At 61.6% G+C, this 13,744-nt stretch carries 13 protein-coding genes; 4 read left to right on the forward strand and 9 right to left on the reverse strand.

Features of this window, described 5'->3' with window-relative positions; genetic code table 11:
- From WBB95_RS08655 to WBB95_RS08665, 3 genes are all read left to right on the forward strand, one after another.
- On the forward strand, nucleotides 1-1,391 hold a 1,391-nt coding region (locus tag WBB95_RS08655), incomplete at its 5' end, for an RHS repeat-associated core domain-containing protein (protein ID WP_424487203.1).
- Nucleotides 1,391-1,780, forward strand: a complete 390-nt coding sequence (locus WBB95_RS08660) for a hypothetical protein (protein ID WP_424487204.1) — start codon at nucleotides 1,391-1,393, stop codon at nucleotides 1,778-1,780. The genes WBB95_RS08655 and WBB95_RS08660, both read left to right, overlap by 1 nt.
- A gap of 117 nt (nucleotides 1,781-1,897) precedes the next feature.
- Nucleotides 1,898-2,260 (forward strand): Mpo1-like protein, encoded by a 363-nt coding sequence (locus WBB95_RS08665; protein WP_424487205.1) that lies wholly within the window; start codon nucleotides 1,898-1,900, stop codon nucleotides 2,258-2,260.
- 3 nt (nucleotides 2,261-2,263) lie between these two features.
- On the opposite strand, the gene WBB95_RS08670 is transcribed toward WBB95_RS08665, so the two are convergent.
- From WBB95_RS08670 to WBB95_RS08680, 3 genes are all read right to left on the reverse strand, one after another.
- On the reverse strand, nucleotides 2,264-3,061 hold the full coding sequence (locus tag WBB95_RS08670) for an acyl-CoA thioesterase (RefSeq protein WP_424487206.1): 798 nt from the start codon (nucleotides 3,059-3,061) through the stop codon (nucleotides 2,264-2,266).
- A 90-nt stretch (nucleotides 3,062-3,151) separates the two neighbouring features.
- Nucleotides 3,152-3,913 carry a CHAD domain-containing protein gene (locus WBB95_RS08675; RefSeq protein ID WP_424487207.1) on the reverse strand — a complete coding sequence of 254 codons (762 nt, stop codon included), beginning with the start codon at nucleotides 3,911-3,913 and terminating at the stop codon, nucleotides 3,152-3,154.
- 44 nt (nucleotides 3,914-3,957) lie between these two features.
- Complete coding sequence (locus tag WBB95_RS08680; RefSeq protein ID WP_010176194.1) at nucleotides 3,958-4,236, reverse strand: hypothetical protein; 279 nt, start codon at nucleotides 4,234-4,236, stop codon at nucleotides 3,958-3,960.
- 216 nt (nucleotides 4,237-4,452) lie between these two features.
- Between WBB95_RS08680 and WBB95_RS08685 the strand changes: the two genes are divergently transcribed.
- The gene (locus tag WBB95_RS08685) at nucleotides 4,453-5,490 is read left to right on the forward strand and encodes a patatin-like phospholipase family protein (protein WP_424487208.1); all 1,038 of its coding nucleotides are present in this window, start codon (nucleotides 4,453-4,455) and stop codon (nucleotides 5,488-5,490) included.
- A 78-nt stretch (nucleotides 5,491-5,568) separates the two neighbouring features.
- Here the strand turns inward: WBB95_RS08685 and WBB95_RS08690 are convergent, their stop codons facing one another.
- The 6 genes from WBB95_RS08690 to kdpF all read right to left on the reverse strand — a co-directional run bounded on the left by WBB95_RS08690 (nucleotide 5,569) and on the right by kdpF (nucleotide 13,535).
- Nucleotides 5,569-6,258, reverse strand: a complete 690-nt coding sequence (locus WBB95_RS08690) for a response regulator (RefSeq protein WP_424487209.1) — start codon at nucleotides 6,256-6,258, stop codon at nucleotides 5,569-5,571.
- Nucleotides 6,259-6,295: 37 nt separating this feature from the next.
- A complete protein-coding gene (locus tag WBB95_RS08695) occupies nucleotides 6,296-8,947 on the reverse strand; it encodes a DUF4118 domain-containing protein (protein WP_424487210.1) in 2,652 nt (883 codons plus the stop codon).
- Between the two features lie 114 nt (nucleotides 8,948-9,061).
- Nucleotides 9,062-9,607: a potassium-transporting ATPase subunit KdpC gene (gene kdpC, locus WBB95_RS08700; RefSeq protein WP_424487211.1), complete on the reverse strand. Its 546-nt coding sequence runs from the start codon at nucleotides 9,605-9,607 to the stop codon at nucleotides 9,062-9,064.
- A 64-nt stretch (nucleotides 9,608-9,671) separates the two neighbouring features.
- Nucleotides 9,672-11,729: a potassium-transporting ATPase subunit KdpB gene (gene kdpB / locus WBB95_RS08705; RefSeq protein ID WP_424487212.1), complete on the reverse strand. Its 2,058-nt coding sequence runs from the start codon at nucleotides 11,727-11,729 to the stop codon at nucleotides 9,672-9,674.
- Between the two features lie 12 nt (nucleotides 11,730-11,741).
- Nucleotides 11,742-13,436 (reverse strand): potassium-transporting ATPase subunit KdpA, encoded by a 1,695-nt coding sequence (gene kdpA, locus WBB95_RS08710; RefSeq protein WP_424487213.1) that lies wholly within the window; start codon nucleotides 13,434-13,436, stop codon nucleotides 11,742-11,744.
- A 9-nt stretch (nucleotides 13,437-13,445) separates the two neighbouring features.
- Nucleotides 13,446-13,535, reverse strand: coding sequence for a K(+)-transporting ATPase subunit F (gene kdpF, locus WBB95_RS08715; protein WP_003218754.1), 90 nt, complete (start codon nucleotides 13,533-13,535; stop codon nucleotides 13,446-13,448).
- Nucleotides 13,536-13,744: the final 209 nt, after the last annotated feature.

Below are 13,744 nucleotides of genomic sequence, written 5' to 3' on the forward strand. Positions count from 1 at the left end.
TCAAGGCCGGTCGCGAACGTCAACGCCAGCAAGGCCAGATCATCAGCCACTACGGCTACGACGATCAGAACCGCCTGCACGCCCACGCGGTTACGCAACAGGAATGCAGCCTCTACCAACGCCAATACGACTATGACAAAACCGGCAACCTCAGCCGAATCCTCGACACCCGCAAAGGCGAGCACCACTACAGCTACGACCCACTCGCCCGCCTGACCCGCGCCGAACACTCGCAAGACGTGCAAGAACGCTTCGGTCACGACCCGGCGGGCAACCTGCTGATGCAGGATCGTCCGGGGCCGGACATTGTTGCAGGGAACCGATTGGTGATCCAAGGCGATCACCATTATGACTACGACGCCTTCGGCAACCTGATCCGCGAGCGGCGCGGCAAGGAACATCGGCTAGTCACCGAATACCGCTACGACTGCCAGCATCGGCTGATCGGCCTCACCCAACCCAACGGGCAAACCGCCAGCTATCGCTATGACCCGTTTGGGCGACGCATCAGCAAAACCGTTGACGGCATAACGACGGAGTTTTTCTGGCAAGGCGACAAGCTGATTGCCGAGCACCACGCGGATCGTCACCGAAGCTATATCTACGAACCAGACAGCTTCCGGCCGCTGGTACTGCTGGAAGGATTCGGCCCAAAAGACACCAAGCCATTCCATTACCAACTCGACCACCTCGGCACACCACAAGAACTCACCAACCCCGACGGCGAAATCGTCTGGTCAGCACACTACCGCGCCTACGGAGAAATCAGCCGCCTCGACGTAGGTAAAATCGAAAACCCGCTGCGCTTCCAGGGCCAATATTTCGACCAGGAAAGCGGGCTGCACTACAACCGCCATCGCTACTACAATCCGGATATTGGTCGTTACCTGACACCCGACCCGGTGAAATTGGCCGGTGGGATCAATGCGTACCGGTACGTGCCCAATCCGATCGGGTGGGTGGATCCGCTAGGGCTAGCTTGTGCGTCTGCAGATTGTCCGCAAGTACGCCCCGCGAATAGCTGGAAGTTTAATCCCGATGTCGATCTGGACTGGAGCAAGCAAAAAGGCAACAGCTACGAGCAAATGCGTATGGGCCTTGATGAAGCCTTTCGCAGAACAGGCATACTCAAGGATGAATACAACGTATCCAAATGGGGTAAAGACCAATATGGAAAGTCATTTCCAACAGAATGGCGCGTAGAGAAGGGACTAAATAGAGGAGCCGAAGTAAATATCGATGATCCTATGCTTGTACCAAGCAAAGAAGGTCCGAAATCACCTCATATTGGCTATCAAACACCCGGAAAAAGGTCTGGGGGAGGGGCAAAAAGAGGCCACATACTCCTAGAACTGGTTCCCATTAGTCGATCAAAAATAGGTATTCCATAATGAACTACTTAGAAAAGGAGATAGACACCGCCCTCGCAACGCTGGAGCTTGAATCCATCAAGCTGGGGACGGAAGAACTCACAGCGTTGATTGTTGCGCTGACAAAAAAATTCTTTACATCAGAAAGCACCTTCCTAAACCCCATGGAGTTGAACGATAAAAGCTCAGAGCACAACGCTGATTTTTGGAAAGAATTACCGCACCGAATTCATAAAAAAGATCTGACGCTGCTGGTTTTCGACTCACAGTACATAGCTTGGAAAATTGAAAATGCGCAATCCCTTGGGTCTATTTTAGGGGAAACAACTGGATACCCTTTTTGGATAACCGATCGCGAACTCACTTTTCTTGTACATATGGATGACCATGACTGTGTAATCTGGGCTTGAGCGTTACACTCCATAAATGACCCTCTATTGCCCCTATAGCCATCCCCAATTCGCCGCCCCGCCCACCCCCACCTAAACTCTGCCCATAGCGTTTCAACGGAAAGAGGATTCATCATCATGGGCAAACGTCACCCCAATCTCCCCGCCTGGCAATGGCGCAGCTACCCACAAAACCACCAGCACCCGACCAACCTGGCGTTGCACCTGATCGCCGTGCCGTTATTTATCATCGGGTTTTTGTTGATTGTTTCCGGTGTGTTCAGCCTGAGCCTGGCCAGTTTCGCCGTGGGCGTGGTGGGCATCCTCGCGGGCTTGGCGTTGCAGCGTCATGGCCACAGCCTGGAAGCCCAGACCAGTGAGCCGTTTAGTGATCGCACAGATGCAGTGCAACGCCTGGTGGTCGAGCAGTTTGTGACCTTTCCACGTTTCGTATTGAGCGGTGGCTGGTGGCGCGCCTGGCGTCAGCGCCACCGTCACTGAGGATCAGGCGAAGACCACCACGGTCTGGCGGCTGATGGCGATCAATTCGCCAGTCGGGCTCCACAATGCCGCAGCGGCGTGGCCGTAGCCGTCGCGGGCGTGTTCGATGTTGACGTAGTACTGACACCAGTCGAGGGTGGTCAGGTCCTGCAGGGGCTGGATGAACTCAATGGTCCAGGTCAATGTGCTGCCCGGTGCCGGCTTTGTCAGGTGTGGCAGCAAGGCCGGTGGCCAGGCGTCGACCAGCGCGAGGATGTGCGACTCGGTCAGTGGCTCCTCCTTCACATCCCCACGAAGGCGCACCCAACCGCCCATATCGCGGGATTTATTGCCGGTGAACGGCAGCCCGCCGACACTCCAACGCATCGCCACATGTTTCATGAACTCAGGCGTGACGCCCTTGATGTAGGGCAGTTCCTGACACTCATCCCAGTGTTTGAACGTGGGCGGCTTTTCGCTGGCCACTTCAATTTCAGATTCACGGGCAGCGCCGAAGCTGGCCTGTACCAACGTCGCCACTTCACCGCTCTGCACCACGCGGCCGAGCAATTGGCTGACGGCCTTGCCTTCGCGCAGCACTTCGACTTGGTAACTGGCAGGTACATCCGGTGCAACCGGGCCAACAAAGGTGATCGCCAACGAGCGCAACGGCCGGCCGGCCGGCACCTGGGCGCGCAGGGCTTCGTATTGCAACGCGGCCACCAAGCCGCCAAAGGTCGCGCGGCCTTGGGCCCATTCGGCGGGAATGGTGACATCCAACGGGTTGCTTCGGGCAGCGTCGAGCAAATCACAGAAGCGCATGGCGACCTCACATCAAGGAAACAGATGCAGGGATCTTAACCACCGGGGCGGCAAGGTACAGCGCCTATTCCGGCCAAAAACCGGACCGGCTTAGAAACAAGCCTTGCCGAGTTTGTCCAACACCCGATCCGCCTGCCTTTCGGCCTGGCCCATGGTGCGATGCCATACCGCAACACATGGTTGTAAATCCGCTTGCTGCTCGGCCTGGGCCAGCCATTGCCAGCAATCGTGCCAATCGCCCAGCGCGCCTTGGGCTTTCTTCAAGTGCGACATGGCTTTTGCGGGGAGCTTGTCCAGCTCGGGGTACGCTTCGGCCGCGTAGCGTACGCGCTTGATCAACAAGCGCAGGCGATGGCGATCGTGGCTTGGATTCTTGAGGGTGTGATCGAGTGTGTGCCATTGCTTGGCCAGGCGTTTTTCAATGCGCGGGCGCAGGCCCTTGAGCAACTTCTGGTGCTGAGAGGCACGGATAAACCGTGGGAATGCATCCAGAATCAACAACAGGTGCGCCAACTCAGGACCTTGTGCTACCTGGCGATAGGCGTCAGGTTGCAGGCGCAGGCGACGGTCCGCCGCTTCGTGATACCCCTGCTGGTGCAAATACGCCGCCAGCACCTCACGGTCACGTAGCGGCGTGGTCAATTGGCCAACCGTGCGGGCGGCCAATTCAAGTTGCTCCACACCGGGCAGCCCGCGTAAAGGACGCAACAAACTGCGCAAGCGCCGCACGGTCGTGCGCAGATCGTGCAAGGCTTCATCGTCGGTAACGGCGGCGAGGCGAGCCTGGCAGCTCAGTAACCCTACTTCCAGGCCAATGACCTGAGCGACTAACTGATCAACCAAAGCTGACATCCCTTCCTCCCCTGACGATGAAAATCCCTGCCCGCCGCTAAGCATTAACGCCCGGCGCGCGACTCACGAATATAGAACCGCGCTTTCTCGGCCTTGTTGGAGCAGCCTTCAAACGCTTCGAATTGCTGTTGGGTCTTGGCGCCAGTCAACAGAGACAGGGCCTTGGAGTAGCTCACGGTACCGGCAAACCCTTCGGCTTTGGCCAGGTCCAGTTCGTGCCACGCGGCATCCAGTTGCGTGCCACAGCTGTCGCGGTATGCGGTTTTCCCGGCACATCCGGCCAGGGCCAACACGATCACAGGCACACACATCCAGGCTTTCATCGATGACACCTCAAATAAAGAAAAACAGTCGTAGGGTGTAGACGTTGCCTACAAGGAAAAGTGCCTTGTCAGGCAGCCTCAAATCCAAAGCGCCTATCGCCAAAGCATACCCGAGCACCGCGGCTACCCTGGAAAAATATTCCACACCCCGCGAAGATTGAAGCAGCCCCCTCAATGGGTGCATTGTGGGCACCTGCTTTGGGAAGGACATCGACCATGAACAAACGAGTTGCCCTGGTGCTGGGCTCGGGCGGCGCCCGGGGTTACGCGCACATTGGCGTGATCGAGGAAATCGAACGGCGCGGCTACGACATCGCCTGCATCGCCGGTTGTTCCATGGGCGCCGTGGTGGGCGGAATCTACGCCGCCGGCAAGCTGGACGAGTACCGCAACTGGATCGAAAGCCTCGACTACCTGGACGTGCTGCGACTGGTGGATGTGAGCTTTCGCTTGGGCGCGATCCGTGGCGAAAAGGTCTTTGGGCAAATCCGCAAGATCGTCGGCGAGATCAATATCGAAGAGCTGCGCATTCCCTACACCGCCGTGGCCACTGACCTTACCAACCAGCAGGAAATCTGGTTTCAGGAAGGCTGCCTACACCAGGCCATGCGCGCATCGGCGGCGATTCCCAGCCTGTTCACACCGGTGATGCAGGGCAACCGCATGCTGGTCGACGGCGGTCTGCTCAACCCGCTGCCCATCGTGCCAGTGGTGTCGAGCCATTGCGATTTGATCATCGCCGTCAACCTCAACGCCACCAACCAGAAGCACTACCAGTTGCCGGTGATCCAGCGCCCACCCGCGTTCAAAAGCCGTTTCAACAGCCTGGCGAAATCCCTGGGCTCGCACCTGCCGTTTCGACGCAAGCAAGCTGAACAGTTGATGAAGCTGGAGCAGGAGGCCTTGCAGGCCCAGGCCGCTGAGATCAACCCCTGGCTGGACTCGGCCGAGCCGGAAGCCCAACAGCCTGCCGCCGCGCCGGAAAAGGACGGTGCACCGAAGTCGGCGACCGGCTCGTTCATCATCGACAACGTCGGGCCGGCGTCGCTGCTGGACTTGATCAACCAGAGTTTCGAGGTGATGCAGACGTCACTGGCGCAATACAAGATTGCCGGTTACCCGCCGGACGTGTTGATCAACGTGCCGAAACGGGTGTGCCGTTTTTTCGAGTTCTACAAGGCGCCGGAATTGATCGCGCTGGGGCGTGAAATTGCACGTGACACGTTGGACCGCTATGAGAGTGAGCAGCGCTGAGAGAGTAGATGCGGCGGGTGGCACCATCACAGGCAAGCCAGCGATGGCGCCGGGCCGGACACCCACAACCCTCCCGACTCATGCATTCATCAACCGATACCCCACCCCCGCCTCGGTCACGATAAACCGTGGCTGAGTCGGATCATCCGCCAGCTTTTGGCGCAGATGGCCGACCACGATGCGCAAGTAGTGGCTGTCCTCGGTATGGGTCGGCCCCCAAATATCCTTGAGCAACTGTTGCTGGGTTATCACCCGCCCCGGATGCCGTGCCAGTTGCGCCAGCACCGCGTATTCCTTGCGGGTCAGCGCCACCTCGGCGCCGTCCAGCAATACCCGCCGATAGGCCAGGTCCACAGTCAACGGGCCGAAACTCAAGGCGGCCTCCTGTGCCTCCCCCGCCGGGGCTTGGCGCAGTAACGCGCGCACACGGGCGAGAAACTCCTGGATACCAAACGGCTTGGTCACGTAGTCATTGGCGCCGCCGTCCAGGGCTTCAACCTTCTGCACCTCGCTGGCGCGCACCGACAACACCAGCACCGGCACTGTCGACCACTCGCGAAACTCGCGCAGCACTTGCTGGCCGTCCATGTCGGGCAGGCCGAGGTCGAGCACCAGCAAGTCCGGTTTGCTCAGCGCCGCCTGGGCCAGGCCTTCGTTGCCGGTGCCGGCCTCGATCACCTTGTAGCCCTGGGAGGCCAGGCTGATGCGCAAGAATTTGCGGATCTGCGGTTCGTCATCAATGACCAAAATCGTTGCGGTCTGGCTCATGGTGTCCAATCAAAATCCGTGGAGAAAAGAGGGTAGCTCAAGGCTCGCGTTCCAGGCCAGGTTGCGTGGGCAACGGCAGGAACAAGGTGATGCAGGTTCCCCGCCCGTCAATGCCGTCAGCGACGCTGATATGCCCGCCATGCGCGCCGACCATGCCCTGACAAATCGCCAGCCCCAGGCCGGTGCCCTGACCACCTCGGTCACCGCGGGCGGCGGTGTAGAACATGTCGAAAATCTTTGCGCGCTCTTCTTCGGGAATCCCCGGCCCCTCATCGGCCACCGCGAAAAACAGCTGGTCGTTGGTCACGCCGGCGCTCACCGCCAAGCGGCCTTGGGACGGCGAGAAACGCGCGGCGTTTTCCAGCACATTGACCAAGGCTTGCTCGATCAACGCCGCGTGTACATACAGCAACGGCAATTCAGGCGGCACATCGGTACTCACCTGCAAAGGCGCCAGCACTGCGCGCAGACGGCCCAGGGCACTGCCGACGATATCACCCGGCGAGACCCAGTCCCGCGCCAGCTTCAGGGCCCCGTGGCCCAGGCGCGTCATGTCCAGCAGGTTCTGGATGTAGCGGTCGAGGCGTTCAGCTTCATCGCGGGTGCCTTCAAGCAATTCGCGACGATCCTCCAACGGGATGGCTTCGCCGAGGGCCAGCAGGCTGTCGATGCTGCCACGCATGGAGGTCAGCGGTGTGCGCAAATCGTGCGATACCGAGGCGAGCAAGGCACTGCGCAGTTGCTCGGTTTCGCCGTGCAGGCGCGCGGACTCCAGCTCCTGCGCCAACTGGGCGCGTGCCAGGGCCTGGGCCAGCGGCTGGCTCAACGCGGTGAGCAAACGGCGACGTTGACCACTCAGTTCCAGTCCCGGTTTAGGGCTGACGCCGAGCAAGCCCAGCGGCCCCTCCTCGCCCGACAGCGGCCACCACCACCAGCGCCCGAACGGCAAGGTGCCGGTGCCCATGCCGGCCGGTTGATCATGTTGCCAGGCCCAGTCGGCAGCAGCGCGCTCGGCTTCAGTGAGGTTCAGCGCAGCGCCCGTCTCGACGGTCCAGCCGCCCTGCCCGTCACGGTTGAGCAGGCACAGGTCGAGGTCGCTCCAGCCTTGCAGATGATGAGCCGCGGCGCTGACCACCGCCTGGCGATCCGTGGCGGCGGTGAGTTTGCGCGACAGGTCGAGCAGTTCGCTGGTTTCTTCCTGTGTGTCGCGCAATGCCTGCAACTGCCGACGCTGGCGCGCGGCGAGGTTGCCGGTCAGCGCCGCCATCAGCAGGAAGAACAACAGGGTCAACACATCCTCCTCGCGCTGGATGGCAAAGGAGAAATTCGGTGGAATAAACAGGAAGTCGTACGTCAGGAACGACAGCGCCGCACACACCAGTGACGGGCCCAGGCTGCTGCGCACCGCCACCAGCAACACCGCCGCAAGAAATACCAACGAAATATTCGGCAACGGCAACACACTGGCGACCGCCCAGGCCACTGCCGCCGCCACTATCGTCGCCACCACCGCCAGGCCGTAATCAAACCACACCAGCCCGCGTACATCCGGCAGGCGTGGTGGCGCGGGGATGTCGTCGCTGTCGAGGACGTTGATTTCCAGCCCGCGCGCATTGCGCAGCAGGCGCGCCGCCAGACCACCACCGAACAGCCGGCGCCGCCAACGCATCCGCGACTGCCCCACCAACAGCAGGCTTGCGCGGCGTTCGGCGGCATGCTGGATCAGCGTCTTCGCCACCTCGCCAGCGCGCAGCAACACCACTTCCCCGCCCAGCCGCTCAGCCAGTTGCTGGGCATTTTGCAGACGCAGGCGCGACTGCTCATCCCGCGCGCGGCCGTTATCGATATGCACCAGGCTCCAGGGCAAATGCCGACGCTGGGCCACACGGCTGGCGTGGCGTACCAGGCGTTCGGCCTGCGCGTCGCCATCCACCCCGACCAGCAAACGACCGCGCACCGCTGGCGCGGCCTGGCCGAGCTGGCGGTAACCCTGGGCCAAGTCGTCATCGACGTGGGCGGCGGCAGTCTGCATCGCCAGCTCGCGCAAGGCCATCAGGTTGGTCTGGGTGAAAAACGCGTCGATGGCCGCACGGGCCTGCTCCGGTACATACACCTTGCCGTCGCGCAGGCGCTCCAGCAGTTCGCGCGACGGCAGGTCGATCAGCAGCAGCTCGTCGGCCTCTTGCAGCACCCAGTCCGGCAAGGTTTCACGCACCTGCACGCCAGTGATCCCGCGCACCTGGTCATTCAGGCTTTCGAGGTGCTGGACGTTTACGGTGGTAAACACATTGATGCCGGCGGCGAGCAGTTCCTGGATGTCTTGCCAGCGCTTTTCATGGCGGCTGCCGGGGGCGTTGCTGTGGGCCAGTTCGTCGACCAGCACCAGCTTGGGCTTGGCGGCGAGCAGGCCGTCGAGGTCCATTTCTTCGAGCATCACGCCGCGGTATTCGCTGCGCAGCAACGGTTGCTGCGGCAAGCCGCTGAGCAAGGCTTCGGTCTCGGCGCGGCCATGGGTTTCAACCACACCGGCGATCAGGCGCACGCCCTGGCGCAACTGGGTGTGGGCGGCCTGGAGCATGGCGTAGGTCTTGCCCACGCCCGGTGCGGCGCCGAGGAAGACTTTGAGCCGGCCACGGCCGTCCCGTGGCAGATCGGCTAACAAGGCATCGGCGCGGCCGGAGTCGCTCATGCTTAACGGTTCCTTCAGGTATTTGTTTGGAGTCTTTCAGGCCGTCATCGCGGGCAAGCCCGGCTCCCACATTTGGAATGCATTTCCCTGTGGGAGCGGGGCTTGCTCAACTGCCTACAGCTTTTCCAGGGCCATGTTCAGCGCCAGCACATTCACCACGGGCGGCCCCACCAGCGGGCTTTCGATATGCTCGTCCAGCAAGCGTTGCAGTGTAGACACCGGCACATTCCGTGCGGCCGCCACCCGCGCCAGTTGATAGGCAATCGCCTGCGGTGGCAAGTGTGGATCAAGACCGCTGCCGGAGGTAGTCAGCGATACCAAAGGCACCGGGCCCTGGCCTGGGACAAGTTGTTTATTCGCGTCATCAAAGATGCGCGTCGCCAACGCCGGGTTGCTTGGGCCAAGGTTGCTGGCGCTGCTGGACACCGTTGCAAATGCACCGGCGGACGGACGTGGGTGGAACCAGTTGTCGCCGGTAAAATCCTGGGCGATCAGGCTGGAGCCTCGCACCTTGCCGTCGGCATCACGCACCAGGCTGCCGTTGGCCTGGTCCGGGAAGGCAACTTGTGCGACGCCCGTGACCACCAGCGGGTAGGCGACGCCGGTGATCAGGGTCATGAGAACCAGCAGGCTCAGGGCCGGGCGGATCATGGTGAACATTTCGAATTCCTCAATGGAGTCATTGCAGCCTGTGGGCACCAGCCTGGCGCCCACAGGAATCGGGTCAGACCAGGTGCAGCGCCGTCAGCAGCATGTCGATAGCCTTGATGCCCACGAAAGGCACCAGAAGCCCGCCCAGCCCGTAGATCAGCAGGTTGCGACGCAGTAACGCCGCCGCACTTGCTGCCTGCACACGCACACCGCGCAGCGCCAGGGGAATCAGCACCACGATGATCAGGGCGTTGAACACGATGGCCGACAGGATCGCGCTTTGCGGGCTCTGCAAGTGCATCACGTTGAGCACGCCCAGTTGCGGGTAGATCGAGGCGAACAGCGCCGGCAGGATCGCGAAGTACTTGGCCACGTCGTTGGCGATGGAAAAGGTCGTCAGCGCGCCACGGGTCACCAGCAATTCCTTGCCGATCTGCACCACGTCCAGCAGCTTGGTGGGGTCGCTGTCGAGGTCGACCATGTTGGCCGCTTCACGGGCGGCCTGGGTGCCGTCGTTCATGGCCATGCCGACGTCAGCCTGGGCCAGCGCCGGGGCGTCGTTGGCGCCGTCGCCGCACATGGCAACCAGGCGACCGTCGTTCTGCTCGTGGCGGATGCGTGCGAGTTTTTTCTCCGGAGTGGCCTCAGCCAGCACGTCATCCACACCGGCTTCAGCAGCAATCGCAGCTGCGGTCAGCGGGTTGTCGCCGGTCACCATCACGGTGCGGATCCCCAACTTGCGCAGTTCGGCGAAACGCTCGCGAATACCGGGTTTGACCACGTCCTTGAGGTGGATCGCACCGAGCAATTTACCGTCGGCGCACACCAGCAACGGGGTGCCACCGCTTTGCGCAATCTTGTCGATTTCGCGCGAGAGAGCCGGTTGCAGGTCGCGACGTTGTTGACCGATAAACGCCAGCAGCGAATCGACGGCGCCTTTACGGAATACACGGCCTTCGTAGTCGACACCGGACAGACGCGTTTCCGCACTGAAGGGCACCGAGGTCAGTTGATCCAGGGTCGGCTCGGCCTGTGGGTGCAAGGCTCGCAGGTATTCAACGATGGATTTACCTTCCGCCGTATCGTCCGCCAGTGACGCCAGCAGCGCGCCTTCGGCCAGGTCTCGACCGCTGACGCCAGGCGCCGCGATCACCGCCGCGCAACGGCGGTTACCGAAGGTGATGGTGCCGGTTTTGTCCAGCAGCAACACATGCACGTCCCCTGCGGCTTCCACGGCGCGACCCGACTTGGCGATCACATTGAGGCGCACCAGGCGGTCCATGCCGGCAATACCAATGGCTGACAACAAGCCGCCGATGGTCGTAGGAATCAGCGTCACCAACAGTGCGACCAGGAACACCAGCGGCAAGCTGCCATTGGCGAAGTGGGCGAACGGCTGCAGGGTCACCACCACCAGCAGGAAGATCAGGGTCAAGCCGATCAGCAGGATATCCAGCGCGACTTCGTTGGGGGTTTTCTGGCGCTTGGCGCCTTCCACCAGGGCGATCATGCGGTCCAGCGTGGATTCGCCCGGGTTGACGGTGATGCGGATCAGCAACCAGTCCGACACCAGGCGGGTGTTGCCGGTGACGGCCGAACGGTCGCCGCCGGACTCACGAATGACCGGCGCGGATTCACCCGTGATCGCCGCTTCGTTAACTGCCGCAATCCCTTCGATGACTTCGCCGTCGCCGGGGATCATTTCCCCGGCGGCGACGCGCACCACATCACCCTTACGCAGGCTGGTGGCCGGCACGACCTTGAAGCTGCCGTCGGCTTCCTTGCGGCGCGCACTCAGGCCTTCACTGCCGGCCTTGAGGCTGTCGGCACGCGCCTTGCCACGGCCTTCGGCCAAGGCTTCGGCGAAGTTGGCGAACAGCACGGTGAACCACAGCCACACGGCGATCTGCACGGCAACGAAGGTCGGCACGGCGGTGTCGGGCACGAAGCACAACGCGGTGGTGAGGATGGCGGTCAGTTCGACCACCAGCATCACCGGCGAGCGTTGCAGCTGACGCGGGTCCAGCTTGACGAAAGCCTGGACCAGCGCCGGGCGCCACAGGGCAGAGATGGCGGTTTTGGCGGGTTCCTGGGTGGTCACAGGGGCCGCATTTTTTGCAGGCATATTCATTTTCATATCCCCTTAGAAGCCCATGCTCAGGTGTTCAGCGATGGGACCTAACGCCAGTGTGGGCAGGAAAGTCAGGCCGCCCACCAGCAAAATGGTCACGGTCAACAGGGTCACGAACAGCGGGCCATGGGTCGGGAAGCTGTTCTGGCCGATCGGTGCGGTTTTCTTCATCGCCAGGCTGCCGGCCAGGGCCAGTACCGGGAGGATGTAACCGAAGCGACCGATCAACATGCCCAGGCCGAGCATCAGGTTGTGGAACGGCGTATTGGCGCTGAAACCACCGAACGCCGAGCCGTTGTTGGCGCTGGCCGAGGTGTAGGCATAGAGCAGCTGGCTGAAGCCGTGGGGGCCAGGGTTGCTGATGGCACCGGCCGGGCCCGGCAGGCTGGCGGCGATGGCGCCGAGCACCAGCACGCCAACCGGCATCACCAGCAAGGTCACCACCAACAGTTGCACTTCCTTGGCCTGGAGCTTCTTGCCCAGGTATTCCGGGGTGCGGCCAATCATCAGGCCGGCGAGGAACACGGCGATCAACACGTTAAGCAACATGCCGTACATGCCGGCGCCGACGCCGCCGAAGATCACCTCGCCGACCATCATGTTGACCAGCGCGACCATACCGCTGAGAGGATTGAGGCTGTCTTGCATGCCATTGACCGAACCGTTGGAGGCTGCGGTGGTGGTCACCGACCACAGCACAGTGCCGGTGGTGCCGAAGCGCGCTTCCTTGCCTTCCAGCGGCGCGGTTTGCTCAACGGCCGGGTTGTTCAGGGTTGGGTTGGGCTGGTATTCGGCCCACAGCGAGGTCGCGCCACCGATCAGGAACAGGGCCAGCATGCAACCGAGGATGGCCCGGCTCTGACGCAGGTCCTTCACGTAGTGACCGAAGGTGAAGACCAGCGCCACCGGGATCAGGATGATCGCCGACAGTTCGAACAGGTTGGCCCAGGCAGTCGGGTCCTCAAACGGGTGCGCCGAGTTGACGCCGAAGAAGCCGCCGCCGTTGGTGCCCAATTGCTTGATTGCAATCTGACTGGCCGCCGGGCCCAGTGGGATGACCTGGTCAACGCCTTGCATCGTCACCGCGCTCACATAGTGAGCAAAGGTTTGCGGCACACCCTGCCAGACCAGGAACAACGCGAACACCAGACACATCGGCAGCAGGCCGTAGAGGGTGGCGCGGGTCATGTCGACCCAGAAGTTGCCCAATGTCTTGGTGGATTTGCGACCAATCCCGCGGCACAAAGCGACCAGGACTGCGAGGCCCGTGGCGGCGCTGACGAAGTTCTGCACGGTCAGGCCGGCCATCTGGCTGAGGTAGCTCAGCGAGGCTTCACCGCTGTAGTTCTGCCAGTTGGTGTTGGTCATGAAACTGACCGCGGTGTTGAAAGCCAGTGTCCATTCCTGGCCCGGCAATTTCTGCGGGTTCAGTGGGAGATATTCCTGGAACAGCAGGATCGCGAACAGCAGTACAAAGCCGGCAAGGTTGAATGCCAGCAATGCCAGCATGTATTTCTGCCAGCTCTGCTCCTGATCCTCATCCACGCCCGACAAGCGATAGCACGCGCGCTCGACGGGGCCCAACACTGGCGTCAACCACGTGCGTTGGCCTTCCATCACCTTGTAGTAGAACCGCCCCAGGAACGGTGCCGGCACCAGCACCACGGCAAAGAAGGCGATGATCAGCCAATAGTCATAACTGTGCATAGCCTGCTCCTAGTTCCGATCCGCGCGTAACAGCGCAACCAGCAGATAAATGAACAGTGCCACGGCCAATAGCAGTGACACCCCGTCCAGAACGCTCATGGAAGTCTCTCCGTTTTGCGGCGATTGCCGCGTGTAGGGCAATTGTCGGCAGGAGTGGCGTAAAGGAACGAGAGCGAGGGTGCGTGCGGGGCGTAAAGACGGCGTAAAGAGTGGGTTTATGCGGGGTTTACAGCGGCATTTTTCGCGGCGGGTGCGGCCCCCTTGCGGGCCAGCCCGGCTCCCACCTTTGGATCGGAGCTATCCCAGGC

Source organism: Pseudomonas sp. (genome assembly GCF_049645325.1).
Lineage (GTDB): Bacteria > Pseudomonadota > Gammaproteobacteria > Pseudomonadales > Pseudomonadaceae > Aquipseudomonas.